General features: G+C 71.5%; 25 protein-coding genes. 9 read left to right on the forward strand and 16 right to left on the reverse strand.

Going from position 1 to position 26,632, the window contains the following annotated elements; translation table 11 throughout:
* On the forward strand, nt 1-117 hold a 117-nt coding region (locus tag IE273_RS41330), incomplete at its 5' end, for an aggregation-promoting factor C-terminal-like domain-containing protein (protein ID WP_505016507.1).
* A gap of 160 nt (nt 118-277) precedes the next feature.
* Entirely contained in the window at nt 278-1,612 is a 1,335-nt protein-coding gene (locus IE273_RS41335) for an AI-2E family transporter (RefSeq protein ID WP_189820262.1), read from the forward strand.
* Between the two features lie 21 nt (nt 1,613-1,633).
* On the opposite strand, the gene IE273_RS41340 is transcribed toward IE273_RS41335, so the two are convergent.
* Together IE273_RS41340 and IE273_RS41345 are read right to left on the reverse strand one after the other, a co-directional pair.
* Nucleotides 1,634-2,167, reverse strand: a complete 534-nt coding sequence (locus tag IE273_RS41340) for an alkyl hydroperoxide reductase (RefSeq protein WP_014674689.1) — start codon at nt 2,165-2,167, stop codon at nt 1,634-1,636.
* 3 nt (nt 2,168-2,170) lie between these two features.
* On the reverse strand, nt 2,171-2,725 hold the full coding sequence (locus tag IE273_RS41345; protein ID WP_189820263.1) for a peroxiredoxin: 555 nt from the start codon (nt 2,723-2,725) through the stop codon (nt 2,171-2,173).
* A 132-nt stretch (nt 2,726-2,857) separates the two neighbouring features.
* Between IE273_RS41345 and IE273_RS41350 the strand changes: the two genes are divergently transcribed.
* Nucleotides 2,858-3,805, forward strand: coding sequence for a LysR substrate-binding domain-containing protein (locus tag IE273_RS41350; protein ID WP_189820264.1), 948 nt, complete (start codon nt 2,858-2,860; stop codon nt 3,803-3,805).
* Between the two features lie 67 nt (nt 3,806-3,872).
* Here the strand turns inward: IE273_RS41350 and IE273_RS41355 are convergent, their stop codons facing one another.
* From IE273_RS41355 to IE273_RS41375, 5 genes are all read right to left on the reverse strand, one after another.
* On the reverse strand, nt 3,873-6,212 hold the full coding sequence (locus IE273_RS41355; protein ID WP_189820265.1) for an FtsX-like permease family protein: 2,340 nt from the start codon (nt 6,210-6,212) through the stop codon (nt 3,873-3,875).
* Nucleotides 6,209-6,898 (reverse strand): ABC transporter ATP-binding protein, encoded by a 690-nt coding sequence (locus IE273_RS41360; protein WP_189820266.1) that lies wholly within the window; start codon nt 6,896-6,898, stop codon nt 6,209-6,211. The genes IE273_RS41355 and IE273_RS41360 overlap by 4 nt, the downstream gene beginning before the upstream one ends.
* Complete coding sequence (locus IE273_RS41365) at nt 6,895-7,422, reverse strand: PadR family transcriptional regulator (protein WP_014674694.1); 528 nt, start codon at nt 7,420-7,422, stop codon at nt 6,895-6,897. The genes IE273_RS41360 and IE273_RS41365 overlap by 4 nt, the downstream gene beginning before the upstream one ends.
* Before the next feature lie 93 nt (nt 7,423-7,515).
* On the reverse strand, nt 7,516-7,761 hold the full coding sequence (locus IE273_RS41370) for a type II toxin-antitoxin system antitoxin (RefSeq protein ID WP_189820267.1): 246 nt from the start codon (nt 7,759-7,761) through the stop codon (nt 7,516-7,518).
* Complete coding sequence (locus IE273_RS41375; protein ID WP_189820268.1) at nt 7,758-8,693, reverse strand: SPFH domain-containing protein; 936 nt, start codon at nt 8,691-8,693, stop codon at nt 7,758-7,760. The genes IE273_RS41370 and IE273_RS41375 overlap by 4 nt, the downstream gene beginning before the upstream one ends.
* A 215-nt stretch (nt 8,694-8,908) precedes the next feature.
* Between IE273_RS41375 and IE273_RS41380 the strand changes: the two genes are divergently transcribed.
* Complete coding sequence (locus tag IE273_RS41380; protein ID WP_189820269.1) at nt 8,909-11,248, forward strand: transglycosylase domain-containing protein; 2,340 nt, start codon at nt 8,909-8,911, stop codon at nt 11,246-11,248.
* A gap of 78 nt (nt 11,249-11,326) precedes the next feature.
* Here IE273_RS41380 and IE273_RS41385 read toward each other — a convergent pair whose 3' ends face one another.
* The 4 genes from IE273_RS41385 to IE273_RS41400 all read right to left on the reverse strand — a co-directional run bounded on the left by IE273_RS41385 (nt 11,327) and on the right by IE273_RS41400 (nt 17,777).
* Nucleotides 11,327-13,444 carry a SpoIIE family protein phosphatase gene (locus tag IE273_RS41385; RefSeq protein ID WP_189820270.1) on the reverse strand — a complete coding sequence of 706 codons (2,118 nt, stop codon included), beginning with the start codon at nt 13,442-13,444 and terminating at the stop codon, nt 11,327-11,329.
* Nucleotides 13,445-13,769: 325 nt separating this feature from the next.
* Nucleotides 13,770-14,462 carry a cytidylyl-2-hydroxypropylphosphonate hydrolase gene (fomD, locus tag IE273_RS41390; protein ID WP_189820271.1) on the reverse strand — a complete coding sequence of 231 codons (693 nt, stop codon included), beginning with the start codon at nt 14,460-14,462 and terminating at the stop codon, nt 13,770-13,772.
* 84 nt (nt 14,463-14,546) lie between these two features.
* Nucleotides 14,547-15,932 (reverse strand): class II fumarate hydratase, encoded by a 1,386-nt coding sequence (locus tag IE273_RS41395; protein WP_189820272.1) that lies wholly within the window; start codon nt 15,930-15,932, stop codon nt 14,547-14,549.
* A 153-nt stretch (nt 15,933-16,085) separates the two neighbouring features.
* Complete coding sequence (locus tag IE273_RS41400) at nt 16,086-17,777, reverse strand: fumarate hydratase (RefSeq protein ID WP_189820273.1); 1,692 nt, start codon at nt 17,775-17,777, stop codon at nt 16,086-16,088.
* Nucleotides 17,778-17,922: 145 nt separating this feature from the next.
* Between IE273_RS41400 and IE273_RS41405 the strand changes: the two genes are divergently transcribed.
* Nucleotides 17,923-18,612: a DUF1707 SHOCT-like domain-containing protein gene (locus tag IE273_RS41405; RefSeq protein WP_189820274.1), complete on the forward strand. Its 690-nt coding sequence runs from the start codon at nt 17,923-17,925 to the stop codon at nt 18,610-18,612.
* 123 nt (nt 18,613-18,735) lie between these two features.
* Nucleotides 18,736-19,110, forward strand: coding sequence for a WhiB family transcriptional regulator (locus IE273_RS41410; protein ID WP_041665476.1), 375 nt, complete (start codon nt 18,736-18,738; stop codon nt 19,108-19,110).
* Nucleotides 19,111-19,258: 148 nt separating this feature from the next.
* On the opposite strand, the gene glpX is transcribed toward IE273_RS41410, so the two are convergent.
* Nucleotides 19,259-20,293, reverse strand: a complete 1,035-nt coding sequence (glpX, locus tag IE273_RS41415; RefSeq protein WP_189820275.1) for a class II fructose-bisphosphatase — start codon at nt 20,291-20,293, stop codon at nt 19,259-19,261.
* A 127-nt stretch (nt 20,294-20,420) separates the two neighbouring features.
* Here glpX and IE273_RS41420 point away from each other — a divergent pair, with 127 nt between their 5' ends.
* On the forward strand, nt 20,421-20,948 hold the full coding sequence (locus IE273_RS41420) for a DUF4245 domain-containing protein (RefSeq protein WP_189820276.1): 528 nt from the start codon (nt 20,421-20,423) through the stop codon (nt 20,946-20,948).
* A gap of 100 nt (nt 20,949-21,048) precedes the next feature.
* Here the strand turns inward: IE273_RS41420 and IE273_RS41425 are convergent, their stop codons facing one another.
* The 4 genes from IE273_RS41425 to IE273_RS41440 form a co-directional block, all read right to left on the reverse strand.
* The gene (locus tag IE273_RS41425; RefSeq protein ID WP_189820277.1) at nt 21,049-21,639 is read right to left on the reverse strand and encodes a malonic semialdehyde reductase; all 591 of its coding nucleotides are present in this window, start codon (nt 21,637-21,639) and stop codon (nt 21,049-21,051) included.
* 134 nt (nt 21,640-21,773) lie between these two features.
* On the reverse strand, nt 21,774-22,007 hold the full coding sequence (locus IE273_RS41430; protein WP_189820278.1) for an exodeoxyribonuclease VII small subunit: 234 nt from the start codon (nt 22,005-22,007) through the stop codon (nt 21,774-21,776).
* Nucleotides 22,004-23,212, reverse strand: a complete 1,209-nt coding sequence (gene xseA, locus IE273_RS41435) for an exodeoxyribonuclease VII large subunit (RefSeq protein WP_189820279.1) — start codon at nt 23,210-23,212, stop codon at nt 22,004-22,006. The genes IE273_RS41430 and xseA overlap by 4 nt, the downstream gene beginning before the upstream one ends.
* Before the next feature lie 140 nt (nt 23,213-23,352).
* Nucleotides 23,353-24,720, reverse strand: a complete 1,368-nt coding sequence (locus IE273_RS41440) for an APC family permease (protein WP_189820280.1) — start codon at nt 24,718-24,720, stop codon at nt 23,353-23,355.
* 65 nt (nt 24,721-24,785) lie between these two features.
* Between IE273_RS41440 and IE273_RS41445 the strand changes: the two genes are divergently transcribed.
* Both IE273_RS41445 and ppgK read left to right on the forward strand, forming a co-directional pair.
* Nucleotides 24,786-25,802: a 4-hydroxy-3-methylbut-2-enyl diphosphate reductase gene (locus IE273_RS41445; RefSeq protein ID WP_189820281.1), complete on the forward strand. Its 1,017-nt coding sequence runs from the start codon at nt 24,786-24,788 to the stop codon at nt 25,800-25,802.
* Nucleotides 25,803-25,831: 29 nt separating this feature from the next.
* Nucleotides 25,832-26,578 carry a polyphosphate--glucose phosphotransferase gene (gene ppgK / locus IE273_RS41450; RefSeq protein WP_189820282.1) on the forward strand — a complete coding sequence of 249 codons (747 nt, stop codon included), beginning with the start codon at nt 25,832-25,834 and terminating at the stop codon, nt 26,576-26,578.
* The last annotated feature ends 54 nt before the right edge of the window (nt 26,579-26,632 follow it).

Below are 26,632 nucleotides of genomic sequence, written 5' to 3' on the forward strand. Positions count from 1 at the left end.
GCCGACTGGCAGACCAACCCGGCCACCCAGATCAAGTGGGGCCTCAACTACATGAACAGCCGGTACGGCAGCCCGTGCCAGGCCTGGTCGTTCTGGCAAGCCAACCACTGGTACTGAGCGCTCCGCCGGCGCAGCCCCTTCGCCGGTGCTCTCTCAACCCCGTGCAGCCCCTCCCCGTCCTCAGGGGAGGGGCTTTCGCCCTGTACGGTCGTATCCGAACGACTCCAGCGGGGGAGTGGTGGCGAGCACCCGGGGACGCGGGGGAAGAGGACGGATCATGTCGCGAGTGCCAGGGTGGCTCGGCCGGCTGGGGGCCGGTCTCACCGAGATGAGCGAGCGCCTGGACGAGCGCCGCGCCGAGGTGGAGAAGGAGCACGACGAGCCCGCCGAGCCCGCCGATCCGGGGCCGGACGACGCGCCTGCCGCCGCGGTGGTGCCCGTCCGCCGACCCGCGGCGCGGTCCGGTCCCCGCCCCGATCCGGCCGAAGCGGTGCCGTGGGGCGTCCGGGTCGCCGCCGAGGCGGGCTGGCGGCTGCTGGTGCTGGCCGGCACGGTCTGGGTGCTGATGCGGGTCATCAGCGCCATCCAGCTCGTGGTGTTCGCCTTCGTCATCGCCCTGTTGGTCACCGCGCTGCTCCAGCCGACGGTCGCCCGGCTCACCCGGCGCGGGGTGCCGCGCGGCCCGGCCACCGCGCTCACCGCCATCAGCGGCTTCGTCGTCATCGGCCTGATGGGCTGGTTCGTGACCTGGCAGGTCATGGAGAACATCGACACGCTCTCCAACCAGATCCAGAGCGGCATCGACGACCTGCGTAACTGGCTGCTGAAGAGCCCGTTCCACGTCACCGACAAGCAGATCAACCAGATCGCCAAGAACCTCCGGGAGGCGATCGGAGCCAACGCCGACCAGATAACGTCCGCCGGTCTGGAGGGCGTCCAGGTCATCGTGGAGGCCCTCACCGGCATCCTGCTGGTGTTCTTCTCGACGCTGTTCCTGCTCTACGACGGCAAGCGCATCTGGCAGTGGTTCCTGAAGCTGGTGCCCGCCGCCGCCCGCCCGGGTGTGGCCGGCGCCGGCCCGCGCGCCTGGCGCACCCTGACGGCCTACGTGCGCGGCACGGTCCTCGTCGCCCTCATCGACGCCATCTTCATCGGCATCGGCATCTACTTCCTGGACGTGCCGATGGCCGTCCCGCTGGCCGTCTTCATCTTCCTGTTCTCGTTCATCCCGCTGGTCGGCGCGGTCGCCTCCGGCGCGCTCGCGGTGATCGTGGCGCTGGTCACCCAAGGCGTCTTCGCGGCCGTCATGACCCTCGTCGTCGTCCTCGCGGTCCAGCAGATCGAGGGGCACGTCCTCCAGCCGTTCATCCTGGGCCGCGCGGTCCGGGTCCACCCGCTGGCGGTCGTCCTGACCGTGGCCGCCGGCGGCATGGTGGCCGGCATCGGCGGCGCGGTGGTGGCCGTACCCCTGGTGGCGGTGACGAACACGGTGGTGGGGTACCTGCGGCAGTATTCGCAGGAGGTCCAGCGGCACGCCCCCGCCGAGCCCGTGGCAGAAGCGGTGGAAGAGGCGGTGGACCGGAACGCGGAGGACCCCGCCCACCAGGGGTGAGCGGGGTCCTCGACGTACGGCTTATTCGGCCAGCACGGCCTCGGCGTCGAGGGTGACGCCCACCGCCTGCACCACGGAGGCGATCTTGAACGCCTCCTGGACGGTCTCGCGCTCCACGCCGGCCTTGCGCAGCACCTGCTCGTGCGAGTCCAGGCACATGCCGCAGCCGTTGATCGCGGAGACCGCGAACGACCAGAGCTCGAAGTCGACCTTCTCCACGCCCGGGTTGCCGATGACGTTCATCCGCAGGCCCGCGCGCAGGGTGCCGTACTCGTGGTCGGACAGCAGGTGCCGGGTGCGGTAGAAGACGTTGTTCATCGCCATGATGGCGGCGGCCGACTTGGCGGCCTGGTACGCCTCCGGCGAGAGGTTCGCCTTCGCCTCCGGCTCCAGCTCACGCAGCACGATCGGGGATCGGGAGGCGATGGCGGTCGCCAGCACCGTGCCCCACAGCTGCTGGGCCGGCAGCTCCGAGTTGCCGATGACCGAGCCCAGGTTGAGCTTCAGGTCCTTGGCGTAGTCCGGGATACGGGACTTCAGGGAGTCGAGCGACACGGGTCACTCACCAGCCAGCAGCGCGACCGGGTCGAGGGTCTGCTCGCCCTTGGTCCAGTTGCACGGGCACAGCTCGTCGGTCTGGAGGGCGTCCAGGACCCGCAGGACCTCCTTGGGGTTACGGCCCACGGAACCGGCGGTGACCATCGTGAACTGGATCTCGTGGTTCGGGTCGACGACGAAGACGGCGCGCTGCGCGAAGCCGTCCTCGCCCTCGATGCCGAGGTCGCGCATCAGCTCGTGCTTGGAGTCCGCCATCATCGGGAACGGCAGGTCGGTCAGGTCCGGGTGGTCCTTGCGCCAGGCGTGGTGGACGAACTCGGAGTCACCCGAGAAGCCGAGGATCTGGGCGTCGCGGTCGGCGAACTCGTCGTTCAGCTTCCCGAACGCGGCGATCTCGGTCGGGCACACGAACGTGAAGTCCTTGGGCCAGGCGAAGACCACTAGCCACTTGCCCTCGTAGGACTTGTGGTGGATCTGCTCGAACTCCTTGCCCTTCTCCAGCGAGACGCAGGCGGTCAGTTCGAACTCGGGGAACTTGTCACCGACAGTGAGCACGCGCTCTCCTTGCAGCGAAGAAACGTCCCTTTTGGGATGTTTCCCATGGGTTGGACGTGATCGATGTTGGCACAGGGTGCATTGATTAGTGAAATAGCTACACTCGGTCGAGTTGATCGGAGGTTGTTATCAGTGACCGTGAGTAACGGCAAACGCAGGCAACCGAGCCTGGCGCAGCTGCGGGCGTTCGCCGCCGTGGCCGAGCACCTGCACTTCCGGGACGCGGCGGCGGCCATCGGGATGAGCCAGCCCGCCCTCTCGGGTGCGGTCTCGACCCTGGAGGAGACCCTCGGTGTGACCCTCCTTGAGCGTACGACCCGCAAGGTGCTGCTCTCGCCCGCGGGGGAGCGGCTGGCCGTGCGGGCCAAGGCGGTGCTGGACGCGGTGGGCGCGCTGATGGAGGAGGCCGAGGCGGTCCGGGCGCCCTTCACCGGCGCGCTGCGCCTCGGGGTGATCCCCACCGTGGCTCCGTACCTGCTGCCGACCGTGCTGCGCCTCGTCCACGACCGCTACCCGCACCTCGACCTCCAGGTGCACGAGGAGCAGACCGCCAACCTGGTCGAGGGCCTGAACTCCGGGCGGCTCGACCTGCTGTTGCTGGCCGTGCCGCTCGGCGTCCCCGGAGTCGTGGAACTCCCCCTCTTCGACGAGGACTTCGTGCTCGTCACCCCGCTCGACCACTGGCTCGGCGGCCGGGAGGGCATCCCGCGCGAGGCGTTGAAGGAGCTGAACCTGCTCCTCCTGGACGAGGGTCACTGCCTGCGCGACCAGGCGCTGGACATCTGCCGGGAGGCCGGCCGCGAGGACGCGCCGGTCACCACCACGGCCGCCGGCCTGTCCACGCTGGTCCAGCTGGTGGCCGGCGGCCTCGGCTGCACGCTGCTCCCGCGCACCGCGCTGAAGCTGGAGACCACCCGCAGCAGCCAACTGCTGACCGGGTACTTCGCCGAGCCCGCCCCGAGCCGCCGGGTCGCGTTCGCGATGCGCTCCGGCGCGGCGCGCTCCGCGGAGTACGCGGAGCTGGCGGGCGCCCTGCGGGAGGCGTTGCGGGCCTTGCCCGTGCGGGTGCTGGCGGGGTGAGCGCCCGGTAGGGGGCGCGGGGAACCGCGCGACCGGCCACGACGGCGCCGCGGCCGGTCGACGGGACTCACTCCGTACGCAGGCCCTCCGGCCGCATCATCCTCACCAGCGGCGGCAGGCTCAGCACGGTGACCACGAGGACCACCGCCGCGCCGGCGCCGGTCAGGGACAGCACGCTCGGCCAGTCGACGGAGACCGGGGTCGCCGCCAGCTTCAGCAGGACCGTACCGAGGGTCAGGCCCACCGCGGCGGCCAGCAGCAGACCGAGCGTGATCGGCACGGCCGTCTGCCACAGCACCGACAGGCCGAGTGTGCGGCGCCGGGTGCCGAAGGCGAGCAGGGACGACAGCAGCTTGCGCCGCTCGCGCAACTGCTCCAGCTGGGAGACCAGCAGGCTCGCCCCGATCAGCGCCAGCACACAGACCGCGCCGATGAACAGGCCGGTGCGCAGGGAGGCGTACCGGTTGGACTGCTCGGTCGCCGCCCAGGTCCAGGCGTAGGCGAGCGGGTCGATCCGGGCCGCCGCGGTGCGCACACGCTCGTCGGCGTCCGGCACCGCGTCGTCCAGGCGCAGGTAGACGTGGCCGTAGACCGCGGAGGCGGCTCCGGCGGGCAGAGCGGAGGGAGTGGCCAGCAGGCCGCTGGGGTCGCCCTGGAGCGAGTCCTTGCGCGCGGTGACCTCGCGTACCGTGGCCGGCAGCGTCCAGGCGATCTCCCGGCCGCGCGCCTCACCCGCCGTCGGGTCCATCCACACCCGCAGGCCCGGTCGCATGAGGGGTCGGATCCCTTCCTGGTAGCCGGGATCGGAGTACGGGTTGTGCACGGCGAAGACGTCACCGTCGTGGCAGGACGGCAGGTGGGCGATCTCCCTGAGCGCGGAGCAGTCGCCGACGGCGACGGGGGCCACGCGGTCGGGCTCCCGGCGCTTGCCGCCCACCATTCCGGTGGACAGAGTCACCGACGTCCTCACGCCCTCGGTGCGGGCGAACTCCGCGCGCGCGAGGGCCAGTGGGATGCGATCGGTCAGGTCGACCTCCATCTGGGCCCGGCCCGGGTCCTTGCCGGTCTCCCTGGTGTACTGACCCTCCACGCCCGCGAACAGCATCTGTAGCGCGATCGCCCCGGCCACTGCCACCGCGATGCCGTTGACCATGCGGGCGGCCGTGCCGCTGCTCAGCTGGAGCCGTCGTACGGCCAGTTGCCAGGAGACCGCGCCCGCGCCGAGCCGGGCGACGAACGCCTCCACCAGCCAGGGCAGCAGGGCGGTGACGCCGACCAGGAGCAGCAGCACGCCGCCGATGACCAGGTACTGGTTGAAGTCGCCGTTGGAGCGGCCGTTGCCGATCATCGGGTACAGCATCGCGAGGCCCGCCAGCGGCAGCAGCAGCCGCCACCACAGGCGCCGCCGGGCCTGCTTGGCCGTGCGGACCACGCCGAGCGGTTCCACGACCACCCCGCGCATGGCGAACAGCGTCACCAGCACCGCCGCCGCCGGGACCGCCACCGCGACCAGCGCGGCCAGTGCGGGGGACGGGTCGAGGTAGCTGGGGAAGAAGCTTTCCCCCCTGACCTCCACCGAGCCCGCCGTCTGCCGTCCGATCAGGAAGAACACCGTGCCGACGGCGAGTCCGAGCAGCGACCCGGCCAGCGCCTCGCCCGCCGCGATCCGGCGGGTCATCCGGCTGTCGGAGCCCACCAGCCGCAGCGCGGCCAGCCTGCGGTCGCGCCGCTCGCCGCCGAACCGTACGGCCGCGGCGATGAAGACGGCGATCGGCGTCAGCAGGGCGACGAACACGACCAGTGTCATGAGGATGAGCACCGGGTCGGCCCGTTCCGGCGCCGGGGCGGGATTGCCGAAGGCGTTCAGCCGGTTCACCCGGGTGCCGCCCGAGTGCGGTACCAGACCCTCGGCGCCCGCGTAGTAGGCGAGTTCGTGGGAGCCGATCAGTCCGCTGTCGCCGATGGTCCCGGTGATCCGGTACGGGATCCGCTCGCGCAGCAGCGTCGCCCCGTCCGAGGACAGCAGCCTCTTCAGCGCGGGCGAGACCACCATCTCGCCCTTCGCCGGGAGACGGCCGACGCCGGGCGGCAGCGGTGCCCCGGGGCCCTCCGGTTCGAGCAGCCGGCCGCGGATGCTCCTGCCGTGCCACTGGGTGTCGGTGACCGCGACCAGCACGGTGTCGTCGGCCTTGGGGGTGTCGTAGGAGGCCGAGTAGTCCTGGCGGGCGTTCTCCACCCGGTCCCGGGCGGTCAGGATGTTCGGCAGCGCCGTCGTCAGCAGCAGCAGCGCCACGCCCAGGCCGACGCCGACCGCCGTCAGCAGCATCCGGACCCAGCCCTCGCGTCCGCCGGTGACGGCGAACCGGGCCCCCATGCCCAGGTCCCTGCACCACTGCCGCACGTTCATATGGCGCGCTCCATGTCGCGGGACCTGCCGTCGCGTACGACGATCTCGCGGTCGGAGTAGGCGGCCACCCGGGCCTCGTGCGTGACCAGGACCACGGCGGCGTTGGTGGAGCGGGCCGCGTCGGTCAGCAGCTCCATCACGCGTTCGCCGTTGAGGGAGTCGAGCGCGCCGGTCGGCTCGTCGGCGAACAGCACCCGGGGCCCGGTGACCAGCGCCCGCGCCACCGCGACCCGCTGGCCCTGGCCGCCGGAGACCTCGCCGGGCCGTTTGTCCTTGAGGTCGTCCACCTCCAGGCGCTCCATCCAGCTCAGCGCGGACCGCTCGGCCTCCTTGCGGGACGTGCCGTTCAGGCGCAGCGGCAGCGCCACGTTCTCCACGCAGGTCAGCTCCGGGACGAGCTGCCCGAACTGGAAGACGAAGCCGAACTCGCTGCGGCGCAGGGCGCTGCGCCCTGCGTCGTTCATGCCGGCCAGTTCGCGGCCGTCGTAGGTGATGGAGCCGGAGTCGGGCGGCACGATGCCGGCCAGGCAGTGCAGCAGCGTGGACTTGCCGGAGCCGGAGGGGCCCATGACGGCGACGACCTCGCCGGGGTGGATGGAGAACGCGGCACCGTCGAGCGCGACCGTGGGGCCGTAGGACTTGCGCAGGTTCTCGGCGGTGAGCAGGGTGCCGGGCGGGGGAGTCACTTGGCCACCACCTCCGCGCGGAGCTTGTCGAGGCGCGCGGCGGTCAGTTCCAGCCAGCGCAGGTCGGCCTCCAGGTGGAACAGGGCGTGGTCGCAGATCAGCTGGTCCGCGAGGTCGCCCTTGCGCTTGCGGTCGGTCAGGATCCGCATGCTGCGCAGGTGTTCGGCCCGCTGCGTGTCGAGGATGTCGGTCGCGTCGCGGTGGGTGAGCAGGGCGAGGACGACCTTGGTGTAGAGGGTCGACTGGAGGTACTCCTCCGGCTTCTCCGGCGTGGCGAGCCAGTGCTCGACGTCGGTGACGCCGGCGTCGGTGATGGCGTACCGCTTGCGCTCGGGGCCGCCGCCGGCCTCGATCCCGTCGACTTCCACGAGGCCGTGCTTCAGCAGCCGGGACATCGTGGAATAGACCTGGCCGTAGTGCAGCGGCCGGTCGTGACCGAACTTCTCGTCGAAGGCCCGCTTGAGGTCGTAGCCGTGGCGCGGGCCGGACTCCAGGAGTCCCAGAAGGGTGTGACCGATGGACATGGCAGCACTCTACACACGGTGTATACGCGGGGTGTATACGCGCCGTGCAGGGAATGTGGCGGGGGGTACGGCCCCGCAGGTGGGGGCCGATTGTCACGGTTCCGACACGGGCGGCCGGCCCCGCCGCGGCAGTGGTCCGGTGTCCGTCGGCAGGCGCCCCGCCTCCGCGAGGGCGCGCCGCAGCAGGAACTCGATCTGCGCGTTGGCCGACCGCAGCTCGTCCCCGGCCCACCGGGCCAGTGCCTCGTACACCAGCGGGTCCAGCCGCAGCAGCACCTGCTTGCGCTGCTGCGGTCGGCGCTTCGGGGCCCCCGAAGGGCCCTTCACCGGGTCCGTCACTGGTAGAGCGTCCCCGTGTTGAGGACCGGCTGGGGGGCCCGGTCCCCGCACAGCACCACCATCAGGTTCGACACCATCGCCGCCTTCCGTTCCTCGTCCAGCTCCACGATGTCCGCGTCCGCGATCCGGGCCAGCGCCGCCTCGACCATGCCGACCGCGCCGTCCACGATCTGCCGGCGGGCCGCGACGACCGCCCCCGCCTGCTGCCGCTGGAGCATCGCCGAGGCGATCTCGGGAGCGTACGCGAGATGCGTGAAGCGGGACTCGATGATCCGCACCCCGGCCGCCTCCACCCGCGCCTGGAGCTCGACGGCCAGCTTCTCGGTGATCTCCTCGGCGTTGCCGCGCAGCGACAGGCCGTCCTCCTCGTGGGCGTCGTACGGGTACTCGATGGCGATGTGCCGCACGGCCGTCTCGGTCTGGGTGGCGACGAACTCGGCGAAGTCGTCCACCTCGAAGGTGGCCTGCGCGGTGTCCTGGACCTTCCACACCACGACCGCGGCCAGCTCGATCGGGTTGCCGTAGGCGTCGTTGACCTTCAGTACGGCGGTCTCGTGGTTGCGCACCCGGGTGGAGATCCGGGTCCGGGAGGTGAAGGGGTTCACCCAGCGCAGGCCGTCCTGCCGGATCGTGCCCCGGTAGCGCCCGAAGAGCTGGACGACCCGGGCCTCGCCCGGCGCGACCGTGTTCAGTCCGCGCATCCCGATGGCGGACGCCAGCAGGACGACGACGCCGGCGGCGACGAGCCCGCCCTCGGCCCCGCCGGAGGGGGCCGCCCCGGAGGCCGCGAACAGCGCGACCGCGGCGCCGAGCCCGATCAGCCCGAGCAGCAGGGCGAGCCCGCCGCCGATGCTGTGGGCGGTGAACTCCCGCACCCGTGGCGCCGGCATCTCGGGGACGTCGGCGGTGGCGGCCGGCTCGGATATGGACATAGGGGACCCCCGGTTGTCGTAGCGCCTAGCTTTCTTCTAGCTAAGTGATAACACTTTACTCCGCCAAGCAACCCTGGACCAGTGACAGCCGTCGGTTCCGATGGGGCGGGTGCTGATTGTCACGTCCGTAAAAGAACGGATCGGACGCCCTTTGTCATATAGAGGGGTGTTAGCTTTCGGAGCTGACCCCGAGACGGAAGCGAGCGTAGGGACCCATGGGACGAGCGGAAGAGAGACGAGCGCGACAGCGCGGCGGCCACCGCGCGGCACCCGAGCGCCGCCGCTCCGCGCCCACGCCCTCGGCAGCCGCCGCGTCCGGCGCCTCCGGCGGCGGGCCCGCGTCCGGCAAGCCCGCCAAGAGCCTCATACGCCGGATCTTCGGCTGGAAGAAGATCCTCGGGACCTTCTTCGGCGTGTGCCTGCTCGGCATCCTGGGCTTCATCGGCCTGTACCTGTACGTGGACATCCCCCAGGGCAACGCCGCCGCCCAGCAGCAGAGCAACGTCTACAAGTTCAGTGACGGAACGATCCTGGCCCGCAAGGGCGAGGTCAACCGCGAGATCGTCGACCTGTCCAAGGTGCCCCGCAAGGTCCAGCTGACCTTCGTCGCCGCCGAGAACAAGAGCTTCTACCACGACTCCGGCGTCGACCTGCGCGGCACCGCCCGCGGCCTGATCAACACGGTGTCCGGCAAGGGCAAGCAGGGCGGCTCCACGATCACCCAGCAGTACGTCAAGAACTACTACCTGAACCAGGACCAGACCGTCACGCGCAAGCTGAAGGAGCTGGTCATCTCGCTCAAGGTGGACCGCGAGAAGTCCAAGGACGACATCCTCGCCGGTTACATCAACACCAGCTACTACGGCCGCAACGCCTACGGCATCCAGGCCGCCGCCCAGGCGTACTACCACGTGGACGCCCAGGACCTCAGCGTCGCGCAGGGCGCCTACCTCGCCGCCCTGCTCCAGGCCCCCAGCCAGTACGACTGGGCCGTCGCCACCAAGACCGGCAAGCGGCTGGTCACACAGCGCTGGAACTACGTCCTGGACAACATGGTCGAGGAGGGCTGGCTCTCCAAGAGCGACCGGGACGGCCTGCACTTCCCCTACCCGAAGGAGCCCAAGGGCGCCCCGGGCCTCGGCGGCCAGAAGGGCTACCTGGTCGAACTCGCCAACCAGCAGCTGGAGCAGCAGCTCATGGCGCAGGAGGGCCTGACCCAGTCCCAGGCGGAGAACGCCGTCGTCGACAAGGGCTGGACCATCACCCTCAACATCGACCGGAAGAAGCAGGCCGCGCTGGAGAAGGCCGTCAAGACCCAGCTGACCGGCAAGCTCGACCCGAAGAAGCGCAAGGTCGACGGAGCCATCCAGGCCGGCGCCGTCTCCGTCGACCCCAGGACCGGCAGGATCGTCGCGCTCTACGGCGGCCAGGACTACTACAAGCACTACTTCGACAACGCCGCCCGCCGGGACTACCAGCCGGCGTCCACGTTCAAGCCGGTCATCCTCGCCGCCGCGCTGGAGCAGAACGCCACCACCCAGGACGGCAAGCCGATCACCGCGAGCACCGTCTACGACGGCACCAGCCGCCGCCAGGTCCTGGACCACGGCGCCAGGGTCGGCTTCGCCCCGCCGAACGAGGACGACGTCGACTACGACAAGATCACCGTGCAGCAGGCGATGAACAAGTCCGTCAACTCCGTCTTCGCGCAGATGGGCGTGGACGTCGGCATGGACAAGGTCATGAGCACGGCGGGCAAGCTCGGCATGAACACCAAGGGCATGCAGGCGGTGCCCGCCCAGACCCTCGGCTCCATGGGCGCCAGCCCGCTGGAGATGGCCGGGATCTACGCCACCTTCGCCAACCACGGCTACAAGGTGACCCCGACGGTCATCAAGTCCGCGGAGAACAAGGGCCGTACGGTCGACATGCCGAACCCGGTCGGCGGCTCGGTGATCAGCCGTACGGCCGCCGACACGGTCACCTCGGTGCTCACCGGCGTGGTCGACGACGGTACGGCCAAGCGGTCCGTGGCGAGCAACCCGCTGCGCGACGGCCAGCAGGTGGCGGGCAAGACCGGTACCTCCGACGAGAACAAGTCGGCCTGGTTCACCGGCTACACGCCGACCCTGGTCACCTCCGTCGGCCTGTTCGGCGAGGACCCGAAGACCAAGGCCCACGTCTCCATGAAGGGCGCGACCGGCCTGCTCCCGCCGCCCGGCCGGATCAACGGCGGCGGCTACCCGGCGCAGATCTGGGCCGCGTACACCTTCGGCGTCACCGACAGGGCCTCGTTCGACCTGAACACCACGCAGGGCGCGGCCGTCGAGCCGACCGAGACGCCGACCTGGACGCACACCCCGACCCAGACGCCGTCGCAGACGCCGACCAGCGCCCCGCCGACGTCCGAGTCGCCGACCGAGACCCCGTCGCAGACGCCGACCCAGACCCCCAGCCAGACGCCCACCCAGACCCCGAGCCAGACCCCGACGAGCCCGCCGCCGACGACGTCGATCAGCCCGGAGAACCCGCTCGACCCGCAGAACGTCCCGTAGCCCCACGACAGGACACGACGGCGAAGGGCGCCCGGTCACACCGGGCGCCCTTTCGCGTGTCGCGGGGTTCGGCTGCGCTCAGCCGCGGGTCAGCTCGAACCACACCACCTTGCCGGTGCTCAGCCGGGTCGCGCCCCAGCGCCGGGCCAGCCTGTTGACCAGGTACAGGCCGCGCCCGCCCTCGTCCGTGGCCCGCGCCTGCCGCAGGCGCGGCAGCTGCGGCACGTCGTCGCCGACCTCGCAGCGCAGCACGTCCGTGCGCAGCAGCCGCAGCGTCACCGGCCGCGACGCGTACCGCACGGCGTTCGTCACGACCTCGCTGACCAGCAACTCCACCGAGTCCGTCAGGTCCTCCAGGTCCCAGCGGGCGAGCGCGCGCCGGGCCAGCCGGCGGGCCTGGCCCGGGGCGGAGTCCTCCGGCTCCAGCGTCCAGTAGGCGACATCGCTCGGCGCGATCCCGTCGAAGCGGGCGGCGAGCAGCGCGATGTCGTCGTCCCGGTCGCCCGGGCCGAGCATGTCCAGCACCTCGTCGCACAGCGCTTCCAGCGGCGGCGGGTGGTCCGGGCCGGTCAGCCGCGCGGTCGCGGCCAGCTTCTCCCGCAACTGCTCGATGCCGGTCCACACGTCCCGCAGCCGGGACTCCACCAGGCCGTCGGTGTACAGCAGCAGGGTGCCGCCGGCGGGCGCCTCCAGCTCCACCGCCTCGAAGTCGACCCCGCCGACCCCGATCGGCGCGCCCGACGGCACCCGCAGTACCTCGGCGTGGCCGCCCAGGTGCAGCAGCACGGGCGGCGGATGACCGGCGTTGGCGATCGTGATGCGGTGCGTCACCGGGTCGTAGACCGCGTACAGGCAGGTCGCCATGCGGTCGGTGCCCAGGCGCTGCGCCTGCTCGTCCAGATGGTGCAGCACCTCCTGCGGCGGGAGATCGAGCCCGGCCAGCGTCTGCGCGGTGGTGCGCAGCTGGCCCATGATCGCCGCCGAGGTCATCGAGTGGCCCATCACATCGCCGACGACCAGCGCCACCCGGCTGCCGGGCAGCGGGATCGCGTCGTACCAGTCGCCGCCCACCCGCGCGGTCTCCGCCGCCGGCAGATAGCGGGAGGCCAGCCGGACACCGGTCGGCCGGGGCAGCGTCTCGGGCAGCATGGTGCGCTGCAACTCGTCGGCGATGTACGCCTCGCGGCCGTACAGCACCGCCTTGTCGATGCCGAGCGCGCTGTGCGTGGCCAGCTGCGCGGCCACCAGCAGGTCGTCCGCCTCGAACGCGAGCCGGTCCGGGCGGCGCAGGAACAGGGCCGCGCCGATCACCCGGCGCCGTCCGCGCAGCGGCGCGAGGATCGCGTGCCGCTCGCCCGGTACGACCGCCTCACCGCCCTCGCCGAGCAGTTCGGGCAGCGCGTCCCGGGCGGCGGGCGCGTCGGCGAACACCGGGCGCACCCCGCGCAGCACCTCGTTCAGCGCGCCGCCCGGCCGCACCTCGCACAGCTCGGTGGTGAGCGCCGACAGGTCCGACAGCACGGACGGCTCCGGCTCGAACGCCGGCGGCAGCAGCACCCCGTCGGTGTCCCGCTCCGGGGGTATCCGGTCGGTACGGCGCAGCCGCAGCACCACCGGACCGCTGGGCCGCTCGTCGCCGACCGGCAGCGGCTCGCGCAGGTAGACCAGTATCGCGTCGGAGAACGTCGGCACGGTGGCCCGGCACAGCCCCATGACGATCTCGTCGAGGTCGAGCCCGCGGGCGATCCGCCGGGTGGCCGCGCCCACGAACCTGAGCCGGTCCCCGTCGCGCCGCATGGGCATCGGCCGCCCCGGCGGCAGGACCTGCCCAGTACGGCGTTCCTGACCGCCCTGCGACCTCTCCTGCTCGGCGCCGGGCTGCGCCGGGATGGCCTCCGGCGCGGGGCGCGGGCGGTGGGCGTCGGGTTCGGTGCCGGCGGGCTGGGCGTGCTCGGGGCCGTTGACTGAGGGCTCCTTCCCCTGGCCGACCGCGGGTTCCTTCCCCCTGTCACAGGGGGTGGCGGTGCCCGCTCCGGACGGCGTTCCGTCGGCCCGGGCCTGTACGGGTAAGGCCGGATCGCCGAGCTGTGCCGAAGGCTTCTGGGGCTGCTGCTGGGTACGCAGGAGTGCCCCGCGGGACTCCGCGGGGTCGACGCCCGGCTGGGGGCGTTCGAAGGAGGTGGGCTGCTCCGTCACGCGTGTCGCATCCATCCGTCCGGGGCTGTGCGCCGGGTGCGCCGGGCGCGCAGTTGGTCCCGCCGACATCCCGATACCCGCAATACGTGCCCCAGGAACGGAATTTCCGCCGTGTCGCGGGCGACCGCTGTGCCGGTGGCGAGATCCGCGCGGCCGGCGGCCCGGTCGCCGCACGCCTTCGTGGTGGTGCCCTGGTACCCCTCGCTCACGTCCTGCCGCCCCTCGGTGACGATCGGTCAAGCCCGGCGCATGCCCCTGAAGTTGCTCTTCCACGCCCTTGCGGAGGACGATCCTACGTTTCTTGTCTGGGGGCGTATCAAGGCTCTCACGAGGATACGCGCGCGGGTGTGCGGTCCCAGTCCTCGGGGAGGGAAGGTACCGTCCAGGACGGGTCCGGGCGCCAGCGCGGCCAGCCGTCGCCGAACGGCGGCCCCCACGCGCGGATCACCTCCACCGCCTCCCGGCCGGCCGCCCGCACCTGCTCGGCGGTCGCCGCGTCCATCAGCCCGTCCCGCTGGGCCTGCGCGAACTCGTCCTCGTCGCGCCAGTGCCAAGTGCGGTCCGGCTGCACGGAGATGTCCAGGAAGTGGTCCTCGGAGTCCACCCCGCCCGCCCACCGGACCAGCGGCTCCTCCAGGTTCACGTACCAGTTCTTGAACCGCCAGCCCGGCTCCCAGAACAGCCACACCGACCAGGGCCGGCCGGGCTGGGCCAGCTTCAGCACGCCCGTGCCGAACCAGCGGTCCCGCTGGACCGTGCGCGGCTTGGTGTACCGGGACTCCAGCGGCTCCAGGTGCACGGGCGTGCCGTCGGCCAGGACCGGCTTCACGCACTCGGTGCCGGGGGCCAGCCACACCGCCAGCAGGTCCGCGTCGTCGCGTACGACGGTGACCGGCCGCGCGATGTGGTACCGCTCGCCGCCGTTCGCCCGGTAGCGCCACAGGATGTGCGTCCCCGGGGTCCAGTAGGTCGCCGCCGGCCCCGCCGCCACTCGTGTCATCGCTCCGTCGTCCGTCATGCGCAGATATTAGGTGCCACGGGCACACGACGCTGCGGCGCGGGTCACGGCGGTACCCAGGTGGCCGGAATGGTTCGCTCCCGGCTACGGGCGCGTCATCCGCAGGACATCCAGCGCCTCGTCCAGCTCCTCCAGCGTCAGGTCGCCCCGCTCCACGTACCCGCTCTCCAGGACGACTTGACGGATCGTCTTGCGCTCGGCGAGGGACTTCTTGGCGACCTTCGCGGCCTCCTCGTACCCGATGTACTTGTTCAGCGGGGTCACCACCGACGGGGACGACTCGGCGTACTCGCGGGCGCGTTCGCGGTCGGCGGTGATGCCGTCGACGGTCCGGTCGGCCAGCAGCCGCGAGACGTTGGCGAGCAGCCGGACCGACTCCAGGACGTTCTTGGCGATGACCGGGAGCATGACGTTCAGTTCGAAGTTGCCGGCGGCGCCCGCGGTGGCGATGGTGGCGTCGTTCCCGACGACCTGCGCGGCGACCATCAGCACGGCCTCCGGGACCACGGGGTTCACCTTGCCCGGCATGATCGAGGAGCCGGGCTGGAGGTCGGGCAGCCGGATCTCGGCGAGACCGGTGCGCGGCCCGGAGGACATCCAGCGCAGATCGTTGGCGATCTTCGTCAGGCCGACCGCGATGGTCCTGAGCTGTCCGCTGGTCTCCACGACGCCGTCCCGGGCGCCCTGCGCCTCGAAGTGGTCGCGGGCCTCGGTCAGCGGCAGCCCGGTCACCCGGGCGACCTCCTCGATGACGGCGGCGGAGAACCCGGGCGGGGTGTTGATGCCGGTGCCGACGGCCGTGCCGCCCAGCGGGAGCTCGGCGAGGCGCGGAAGGGAGGCCCGGAGCCGCTCGACGCCGTACCGCACCTGGGCCGCGTACCCGCCGAACTCCTGCCCGAGCGTCACCGGTGTCGCGTCCATCAGGTGCGTCCGCCCCGACTTCACCACGTCCGCGAACTCCTCGGACTTGCGCTCCAGGGACGCGGCGAGGTGCTCCAGGGCCGGGATCAGGTCATGGGTGACGGCCGCGGTGGCCGCGATGTGGATGGACGACGGGAAGACGTCGTTGGACGACTGCGAGGCGTTCACGTGGTCGTTGGGGTGCACGTCCCGGCCGAGCCGCTCGGTCGCCAGCGTCGCGATGACCTCGTTGGTGTTCATGTTGGACGAGGTCCCCGAGCCCGTCTGGAACACGTCCACCGGGAAGTGCTCGTCCCACTTCCCCGCGGCGACCTCGCCGGCCGCGTCCTGGATCGCCTGCGCGACCTCCTTGTCCAGCACGCCCAGCTCGGCGTTCACCTTCGCCGCCGCCGCCTTGATGCGGGCCAGCGCCTCGATGTGCGCCCGCTCGATGCGCTGTCCGGAAACCGGGAAGTTCTCCACGGCACGCTGCGTCTGGGCCCGCCACTTGGCGTGGGCCGGGACCCGGACCTCGCCCATGGAGTCATGTTCGATGCGGTATTCGCTCATGTCCCGTACAGCGGTCGCGGGGACCGGAATGTTCCGGGAATTGGGCCGGGCGGGTGGCCGGCTCGCTGAGGGCGGGTCAGGGCCCGCCACGGCGCCCGTATTCCGTTGCCCCCGGGACCCGGTCCCGGTCCCGGGGGCGACGGAGGGAGGGGGTCAGACCAGACCGGGACCCCGCACCGGAATGCTCGTGAACGTCGGCTGCGGGGCCGGGTCGGTGAAGAAGTCGTTCCCCTTGTCGTCCACCACGATGAACGCCGGGAAGTCCTCGACCTCGATCCTCCAGACCGCCTCCATGCCCAGCTCCTCGTACTCCAGGACCTCCACCTTCTTGATGCAGTCCTGGGCGAGACGGGCGGCCGGGCCGCCGATGGAGCCGAGGTAGAAACCGCCGTGGGCGGCACACGCGTCGGTGACCTGCTTGCTGCGGTTGCCCTTGGCGAGCATCACCTTGGAGCCGCCCGCCGCCTGGAACTGCTCCACATAGGAGTCCATGCGGCCGGCCGTGGTCGGGCCGAAGGAACCGGAGGCGTAGCCCTCGGGCGTCTTCGCCGGGCCGGCGTAGTACACCGGGTGGTCCTTCAGGTACTGCGGCATCTCCTCGCCCGCGTCCAGCCGCTCCTTGATCTTGGCGTGGGCGATGTCCCGGGCCACGACCAGCGGGCCGGTCAGCGACAGCCGCGTCTTGACCGGGTACTTGGTCAGCTCGGCGAGGATCGTGTCCATCGGCTGGTTGAGGTCGACCCTGACGACGTCGCCCTCTTCCAGGTGCTCGTCCGTGGTGTCCGGCAGGAAGCGCGCCGGGTCGGTCTCCAGCTGCTCCAGGAAGACGCCCTCGGCGGTGATCTTCGCGACCGCCTGGCGGTCGGCGGAGCAGGAGACGGCGATGGCGACCGGGCAGGACGCGCCGTGCCGGGGCAGGCGGACCACGCGGACGTCGTGGCAGAAGTACTTGCCGCCGAACTGCGCGCCGATACCGATCTTCTGGGTCAGCTCGAAGACCTTCTCCTCCAGCTCCTTGTCCCGGAAGCCGTGGCCGAGCGGCGACCCCTCGGCCGGCAGGGTGTCCAGGTAGTGCGCGGAGGCGTACTTCGCGGTCTTCAGCGCGTACTCGGCGCTGGTGCCGCCGACGACGATCGCCAGGTGGTACGGCGGGCAGGCGGCCGTGCCGAGCGAGCGGATCTTCTCCTCCAGGAACTTCATCATGGAGGCCTCGTTCAGGACGGCCTTCGTCTCCTGGTACAGGAAGGACTTGTTGGCGCTGCCGCCGCCCTTCGCCATGAACAGGAACTTGTAGGCGCCGCCGTCGGTGGCGTAGAGCTCGATCTGGGCCGGCAGGTTGGAGCCGGTGTTCTTCTCCTCCCACATGGTGAGCGGAGCCATCTGCGAGTAGCGCAGGTTCAGCTTGGTGTAGGCGTCGTAGATGCCGTGGGACAGGTGCTTCTCGTCCTCGCCGGCCGTCAGCACGTTCTGGCCGCGCTTGCCCATGACGATCGCCGTGCCGGTGTCCTGGCACATGGGCAGCACGCCGGCCGCCGCGATGTTCGCGTTCTTCAGCAGGTCGAGCGCGACGAACTTGTCGTTGCCCGACGCCTCCGGGTCGTCGATGATCCGGCGGAGCTGGGCGAGGTGGGCCGGGCGCAGGTAGTGCTGGATGTCGTGGATGGCCTCCTCGGCCAGCTTGCGCAGCGCCTCCGGCTCCACCTTGAGGAACGTCCGCCCGTCCGGCCCCTCGACCGTGGAGACACCCTCGGAGGTCACCAACCGGTACGGGGTGGTGTCCTCGCCCTGGGGGAGCAGATCGGTGTACTCGAACGCGGGGCGGGGCGGGGGGGAAGTACGCGGCATCTCAGCCCATTCCTCACTCTGACGGACGGCCGCCCGCCGACGCCGGCGGGCCTCCCCAGCGTAGAACCTGCCTCCGACGGCGAAACTGTGAGGTAAGGCTCAGTCGGGGGTGTCGCGATCTATCGTGTGTGGGTACGCTGCCCTCGTGGACCTTCAGAAGCACACCGCACCCACCCCCGCCACCGAGCTGCGCGCCTCCGACGCCGACCGCGACCGGATCGCCGACATCCTCCGCGAGGCCATGGCCGAGGGCCGGCTGACCGCCGACGAGCACGCCGAGCGCGTGGACGGGGTGCTGCACGCCAAGACGGTGGGTGAGCTGGAGGTCTTCATCCGGGACCTGCCCGCCGCCCACCAGCGCCCCGCCGCCCCCGCCTACACGCCGGTGCCGCCCCGGCCCACCCCGGGCGCGATCCCGGTGGAGGCCGACGCGAACGTGGTGGCGGTGTTCAGCAGCGCCGTGCGCCGGGGCCGCTGGCGGGCCGGACGCCGGCTGCACGCGTACGCCGTCTTCGGCAGCGTCGAGATCGACCTCAGCGAGGCGATCTTCGAGTACCAGCAGGTGGTCATCAAGGCGGTCTCCGTCTTCGGCGACGTCCAGATCCGCGTCCCGGAGAACATCTCGCTGCGCGGCACCGGCGGTGGCGTGCTCGGCAACTTCGAGGTGAGCCCGCTGGACTCGGTCGACCCCGACGCGCCGGTGGTCTACGTCGACGGCTGGGCCGTCCTCGGCAACGTGGAGGCGCGGCCCAAGCGGGGCAGGTGGGTGGCGGACATCCTCGAACGCGTCCAGGACAAGGTGGACCGCAAGCTGCGCAAACACCTGGGGCACTGACCCGGGGGCGCGCACGGCCGCGCCGCGCGCCAGCGGTCGGGAACGCTGTGCATAGGCGCGCGCACAGCGGGTAGGCCTTGCTGCATCGTCTCTCGCTCGCGAAGCCGTCGTCAGGAGTAGACCGTGCTGCAACCGCCGCATTCGTCCCTGCAGGTCGCTGCCGTTCCGGCCCAGCGGGTGCCGACGCGGGACAGGGACCAAGACGCCCCCTGGCACACCGAGGCGGTGTGCCGGCGCGACGAGGCCGGCCTGTTCTTCGCCCCGTCGAAGGAACCGACCGCCGCCCGGCTGTCCCGCGAAGAGGCGGCCAAGCGGGTCTGCTCCCGCTGTCCGGTCATGGTCGAGTGTCGTGAACACGCCCTCCTCCAGCCCGAGCCCTACGGCGTCTGGGGCGGCCTCACGGCGGCCGAACGCCGAGTGGTCCTGGCGAGGCGCCGCCGCAGGGAGCTGGAACTGAAGAAGGCGGCGCGGGCGTCGGCAGACCGCATGGCGGGCTGAGACACCTGGACGAGGAGCGCCCTCTCCGCACCGAGGGCGCTTCCCTGCCTGGGGGCGCGGGGAACCGCGCGAGCGACCACGGACACCTTGTAGCGGCCGACGTTCCACGCGCCCCGGCGCTCCGCGCGCCCCCTCCGGGCGGGCGGCCCTACTTGGCCCGGTCGAAGTCGATCGCGCTGTAGGCCCGCAGCTTGCTCAGCCGGTGCTCGGAGAAGATCCTCCGTACCGTCCCCGACTTCGACCGCATCACGATCGACTCGGTCAGCGCGGTCTCCGACCGGTACCGGACCCCCCGCAGCAACTCCCCGTCGGTGATCCCGGTGGCGACGAAGAACACGTTCTCCCCGGACACCAGGTCGTCCGTCGTGAGCACCCGGTCCAGATCGTGCCCCGCGTCGATCGCCCGCTGCCGCTCCTCGTCGTCCTTCGGCCACAGCTTGCCCTGGATGGTCCCGCCCAGGCACTTCACGGCACAGGCCGAGATGATGCCCTCCGGGGTGCCGCCGATGCCGAGCAGCAGGTCGACGCCGGTGCCCTCGCGCAGCGCGTACACCGAGCCGGCCACGTCGCCGTCGGAGATCAGCTTGATGCGCGCGCCGGCGTCCCGGACCTCGCTGATCAGTCCCTCGTGCCGCGGCCGGTCGAGGATGACGACGGTCACGTCCTCCGGCGAGGACCGCTTGGCCTTGGCGATGCGCCGGATGTTCACCGCGACGGGCGCGTTGATGTCGACGAAGTCCGCCGCCTCGGGGCCGGTGACCAGCTTGTCCATGTAGAACACGGCGGACGGGTCGAACATCCCGCCGCGCTCGGCGGCGGCGAGGACGGCGATCGCGTTCGGCATGCCCTTGGCCGTCAGCGTGGTGCCGTCGATCGGGTCGACGGCGATGTCGACCTCGGGACCGGTGCCGTCGCCCACGTGCTCCCCGTTGAAGAGCATCGGGGCCTCGTCCTTCTCACCCTCGCCGATGACGACCACGCCGTTCATCGACACGGTGGAGACCAGGGTCCGCATGGCGCGCACCGCGGCACCGTCGGCGCCGTTCTTGTCCCCGCGCCCGACCCAGCGGCCCGCGGCCATCGCGGCGGCTTCGGTCACCCGGACGAGTTCCAGGGCGAGGTTGCGGTCGGGAGCCTCCGAGGGGACGTCCAGCTCGGACGGCAGATGGTGATTTTCGGTCATCGGAGCGCACCTTTCTGATACGACGACGGCCGGATGAGGGTCTTGGACCCGACTCTATCGTTGAGCAGACAAAATGAGCAGGGGACCCCACGGATGAGCGCTTGGGGCACCTGCGACGATAGGGGGCGTGGCAGGTACGAACGGCAGGCAGAAGACGGCCCGGGACATGGTTCTCTCCCTGGTCGTGATCGCTATCGTGGGATTGGTCGTCTACTTCATCGCCATCCCGCACGACGATCACGCTCCCGAGCTCAAGCGGGTCGACTACCGGGTCGAGCTGATCACGGCCCGCCGGGCGGCGAGCTACCCGGTGGCCGCGCCCGAGGGCCTGCCGAGTACCTGGAAGGCGACCTCCGTACGCTTCCAGGGCGAGAAGTCCGACCGCTGGCACCTCGGCTTCCAGACCCCGGACGGCCAGTACGTCCAGGTCGAGCAGTCCACGCAGAAGCCCGCCGACTTCATCGACCAGGCCAGCCAGGGCGCGTCGGCGACCGAGCGGACCGAGGAGATCGACGGCCGTACCTGGACCCGCTACAGCGGCGGCCGGTACGACGCCCTGGTGCTCAAGGACACGCCCGGCTCCACGACGGTGGTGGCCGGCACCGGCTCCCCCGCGGAGCTGAGGACGATGGCGGCGGCGCTGAAGACGGGGTGACCGCCCGGTCCCGGCGCACGCGAGGACACGCGAAGAGGCCCCCGGCGGTGCTGGGGGCCTCTTCGCGTGCTCGCGGGGGCTCTTGCCGTGCCCGCGCGGCTCAGACGGTCGTGACGACGTCCTCGTAGGCCAGGCGCGGGGAGCGCGGGTACCAGGCGTCCGGGCCCGGCTTGCCGATGTTGACGACCATCAGCGGGGTGTGGTCGTCGTCCAGGAACTCCTTGCGGAGGCCCTCGTGGTCGAAGCCGGTCATCGGGCCGGCGGCGAGGCCGGCGGCGCGGACGCCGACGATGAAGTAGGCGGCCTGGAGCGCGGCGTTCAGCGTGGCGGAGCCCTCGCGGGCCGGACGCTCGGCGAAGAAGACGTCCTTGGCCTGCGGGAAGGCCGGGAACAGGGCCGGCAGCTCCTCGTGGAACTCGTTGTCCGCGGAGAGGATCGCGACCAGCGGGGCGGCGGCGGTCTTGGCCCGGTTGCCCTCGGCCATGTGCTGCACCAGGCGCTCACGGGCCTCGGCCGAGCGGACCAGGGTGATGCGCAGCGGGGTCTGGTTGAAGGCGGTGGGGCCGTACTTGACCAGGTCGTAGATCGCCTGCACCTGCTCCTCGGTCACCGGCTCGTCGGTGAAGGAGTTCGCGGTACGAGCCTCGCGGAACAGCAGGTCCTGGGCGGCGGGGTCAAGAACGAGAGACATGGTGACTTTCCTCGGGGGCGCGTCCGGCCCGGGGTGCCGGACCGGCTGACGTCACCGACCCTACGACAAGTGAGGTTTAACCTTCAACTAAATCGGGGGTGCGGTGACTCGCTTCACACCCCGGCCCCGCACCCCTACTCGCCGTCCCCCTCCGCCTCCCCTTCCTCCTCCTCGGCCAGCGCCGCGTCCAGCCGGGCCCGGGCCCCCTCCAGCCAGCGCCGGCACACCTTGGCCAGCTCCTCGCCGCGCTCCCACAGCGCCAGGGACTCCTCCAGCGACGTACCGCCCGCCTCCAGCCGCCGTACGACCTCGACCAGCTCGTCACGCGCCTGCTCGTACGACAGCGCCTCGTCCACCTTGCTCGTCATTCGCCCACCTTCACTGTGAATTCACCCTCGGCGACACGGGCACGCAGCGCCTCGCCCGCCGTCACCTCGGCCGGATCGCGCACCACGTGCCCGTCCGCCCGTTGCAGCACCGCGTAACCGCGCCGGAGCGTCGCCGCGGGGGAGAGGGCCACCACGCGCGCGTGCGTGTGCGTCAGCTCCGATTCCGCGCGGTCCAGCAGGTGCCCCAGGGTCCGCCGGCCCCGGTCCAGCAGCGCGGCCACATGGTCGGCCCGCTCGTCGATCATCCGGTGCGGATCCTCCATCGAGGGCCGGGCCAGCGCGTGCGCCAGCCCCCGCTCCTCCCGGTCCAGATACGCGTCCACGCAGCGCCGCGCCCGGTCCCGCAGCATCCGCACCCGCTCCAGCTCCTCGCCGACGTCCGGCACGACCTTCTTCGCCGCGTCGGTCGGCGTGGAGGCGCGCAGGTCGGCGACGTGGTCCAGCAGCGGATTGTCCGGCTCGTGCCCGATCGCGGACACCACGGGCGTACGGCACTCGGCCACGGCCCGCACCAGCTGTTCGTCGGAGAAGGGCAGCAGGTCCTCCACGCTGCCACCGCCGCGCGCGACGATGATCACGTCGACCTCGTCGATCGCGTCGAGCTCCTTCACCGCCTGCACGACCTGCGGGACCGCGTGCACGCCCTGCACCGGGACGTTGCGCACCTCGAAGCGCACGGCGGGCCAGCGGTGCCGGGCGTTCTCCAGCACGTCCCGCTCCGCGGCGGAGGCCCGGCCGCACACCAGCCCGATGAGCTGCGGCAGGAACGGCAGCGGCTTCTTCCGCTCCGGCGCGAACAGGCCCTCGGCCGCGAGGGCCTTCTTCAGCTGCTCCAGCCGGGCCAGCAGCTCGCCGACACCGACCGGCCTTATCTCGGCGGCGCGCAGGGAGAGCTGGCCGCGGGGGGCGTACCACTCGGGCTTCGCCAGGACGACGACCCGGGCGCCCTCGCCCACGACGTCCGCGACCGCGTCGAAGACCTGGCGGTAGCAGGTGACGCTCACGGAGATGTCGTACGACGGGTCGCGCAGCGTCAGGAACACGACGCCGGCGCCGGGGCGACGGGACAGCTGCGTGATCTGCCCCTCGACCCACACCGCGCCGAGCCGGTCGATCCAGCCGCCGATCAGCCGGGAGACCTCGCCCACGGGGAGCGGGGTGTCGGGAGAGGTGTTCGCAGCCATGGCGTCGAGCGTAGTGGTCACCACCGACAGTCGGGCTACGCGCCGTAGGGCTGTGCGCCGTAGGGCCGCGGACCGTTTCCGGCTGCGACTGCCGTCACGGCTGATCGCAGGGTTCCCCGTACCCCGGCGCGCTGCGCCGGTCAGCCGGTCGACGGCTCCCGCCGCCCCCGCTGACCCACCAGTACCAGCAAGCCGATCGCCAGCCAAGCGGCACCGACGAGCTGCGCCGGCCCCGCCGCCTCCGCGATGACCGCCACCGTGATCGCCGCGCCGAGCACCGGGACCAGCACGTGCCGCCACCAGCTCCACCGCCCGAGCCGCACCACGAAATACCCCACCACGCTCGCGTGCAGCAGAGTGAACGCGGACAGGGCCCCGATGTCCACCACCGACACCAGCTTGTCCAGGCCGTCGTCCCGCCGCGCCGCCCACCCGGCCGCGACCAGCGTGATCACCGCCGCGCACAGCAGAGCCACCCGCGGCACACCGCCGTCCGTGCGGGACAGGGCCCGCGGCAGCCTCCGGTCGCGGCCCATCGCGAACAGCAGCCGCCCGGCCGCCGCCTGCCCGGCGAGCGCCGCGAACGCCGCCCCGACCGCCTTGCTCGCGGCCACCAGATCGTGCAGCCACGTCCCGACGGCGGAGTCCACCGCGTCGTAGAAGGCCGAACCCTGTGCCCCGGGATCCCGTGCGAGCCGCGCGGACGTCGTCGGCTCCAGCAGCGTGACCAGATACGTCTGCGCCACGAACAGCACCCCGGCCAGCGCCAGGCAGAACAGCAGTGCCCGCGCCACCTTCGCCGAACCCCCGGTGACCTCCTCGGCGAACGTGGCGATCGCGTCGAAACCCAGGTAGGACAGGACCGCCACGGACACCGCGCCGATCACCGCCGACAGCGCGAACGCGCCCTGCGTGCCGTCCCCGGACAGCGGCGACAGCACCCCCCGCTGTGCCCCGTCCCGCGCCAGCACCACGACCGCCGACACCACGAACACCAGCAGGACCACGATCTCCAGGGCCAGGACGAGGAAGCCCACGCGCGCGGCGGCCCGTACGCCCCACAGGTTGAGGAGCGTGGTGACGACCACGGCCAGCGCCGTCCACACCCACCGGGACACCTCGGGGACCAGCGCGTTCATCGCGATGCCGGAGAAGAGGTAGGCCACCGCGGGGATGAGCACGTAGTCGAGCATCGCCATCCAACCCGCGACGAACCCGGCCCCGTTCCCGAGCCCCGCGCGCGCGTAGGCGAAGACCGACCCGGCCCGCGGTACGACCCGCACCATCTGCGCGTAGCTGAAAGCGGTGAACGCCATGGCGACCGTGGCCACCACGTACACCAGCGCCACCGCACCGTGCGACGTCGCGTCGAGCGTGCCGAACACCCCGACCGGTGCCATCGGCGCGATGAACAGCAGCCCGTAGACCACCAGGTCCCGGAAGCCGAGGCTGCGCCGCAACCGCTGGTGCGCGCCGGTCGTGGAGGCCGTCGTTCCGGTGTCGGACATACGCACCAGTCTTCCCCGCGCGGCCGTGGGCACGCGATCTCGGTGCCCCCGGACCCGGCCTTACGATGGGACGCATGACCGCTTCCTCTGGCCGCCGTGTCCTGCTCGCCGCCCCCCGGGGCTACTGCGCCGGCGTGGACCGCGCCGTGATCGCCGTCGAGAAGGCCCTGGAACAGTACGGGGCCCCGATCTACGTCCGGCACGAGATCGTCCACAACAAGTACGTCGTGCAGACCCTGGAGAAGAAGGGCGCGATCTTCGTCGAGCGCACGGAGGAGGTGCCGCCCGGCAGCATCGTCATGTTCTCCGCGCACGGCGTCGCCCCCGTCGTGCACGAGGAGGCCCGCCAGGGACGGCTCGCCACCATCGACGCCACCTGCCCCCTCGTCACCAAGGTCCACAAGGAAGCCGTCCGGTACGCCAAGGAGGACTACGACATCCTCCTGATCGGCCACGAGGGCCACGAGGAGGTCATCGGCACCTCCGGCGAGGCCCCCGACCACATCCAGCTCGTCGACGGCCCCGAGGACGTCGCCAAGGTCGAGGTCCGCGACCCGTCCAAGGTCGTCTGGCTCTCCCAGACCACCCTCTCCGTGGACGAGACCATGGAGACCGTCGACGCCCTGAAGACGAAGTTCCCCGGGCTCGTCTCCCCGCCCAGCGACGACATCTGCTACGCCACGCAGAACCGGCAGCTCGCCGTGAAGCAGATGGGCGCCGACGCCGAACTGGTCATCGTCGTCGGCTCGCGCAACTCCTCCAACTCCAAGCGGCTGGTCGAGGTCGCCAAGCTCGCCGGCGCCCGCGAGGCCCACCTGGTGGACTTCGCCGACGAGATCGACGAGGCCTGGCTGGAGGGCGTGACGACCGTCGGCGTCACCTCCGGCGCCTCCGTGCCCGACGTCCTGGTCGAGCAGGTCCTCCAGTGGCTCGCCGAGCGCGGCTACGGCGACGTGGAGATCGTCAAGGCCGCCGAGGAGTCGATCACCTTCTCGCTGCCCAAGGAACTCCGCCGCGACCTGCGCGAGGAGGCGGCGGCGCTGGTCGCCGAGCGCGGCGGGAGCGGCACCTCCGTGGCGTGACCGTCGGTGGTCCGTCGTAACGTGGTGCCATGCAGATCTTCGGCGTGGACATCGGCGGATCCGGCATCAAGGGCGCCCCAGTGGATCTGGACCGGGGCGACCTGGCCCAGGAGCGCTGCAAGGTGCTCACCCCGCACCCGGCGACGCCCGACGGCGTGGCCGACGGGGTCAAACAGGTGGTGGACCACTTCGGGTGGACGGGCCCGGTCGGCCTGACCTTCCCCGGCGTGGTCACCGGCGGCGCAACGGTCCGTACGGCGGCGAACGTCGACAAGAGCTGGATCGACACGGACGCGCGCGCGTTGTTCAGCGGGCGGCTCGGCGGCCTGCCGGTGACCGTGGTCAACGACGCGGACGCGGCGGGCGTCGCCGAGATGGAGTTCGGCGCCGGCCGGGGCCGCAAGGGCACGGTCATCCTGCTCACCTTCGGCACGGGCATCGGGAGCGCCGTCTTCGTGGACGGCGTCCTGCTCCCCAACAGCGAGCTGGGCCACCTGGAGCTGGACGGCCACGACGCCGAGAAGCGCGCCTCCAGCAAGGCCAAGGAGGACCACGACCTCAGCTGGGAGCAGTGGGCGCACCGCGTCCAGAAGTACCTGGCCCACGTGGAGATGCTGTTCTCGCCGGAGCTGTTCATCATCGGCGGCGGGGTCAGCCGCAAGGCGAACAAGTTCCTGCACCTCATCGAGGGCGTCAAGGCCGAGATCGTGCCCGCCCAGCTGGAGAACAACGCGGGGATCGTGGGCGCGGCGATGAGAGCGGCCCAGCGCGCCTAGTGTCCTGGTCCGGAGATCCTGTCGCAGTAGCGGCAGATACGGTCGATGATCTGA

The sequence above is a fragment of the Streptomyces olivaceoviridis genome, from assembly GCF_014650115.1.
In the GTDB taxonomy this organism is placed as follows: domain Bacteria; phylum Actinomycetota; class Actinomycetes; order Streptomycetales; family Streptomycetaceae; genus Streptomyces; species Streptomyces olivaceoviridis.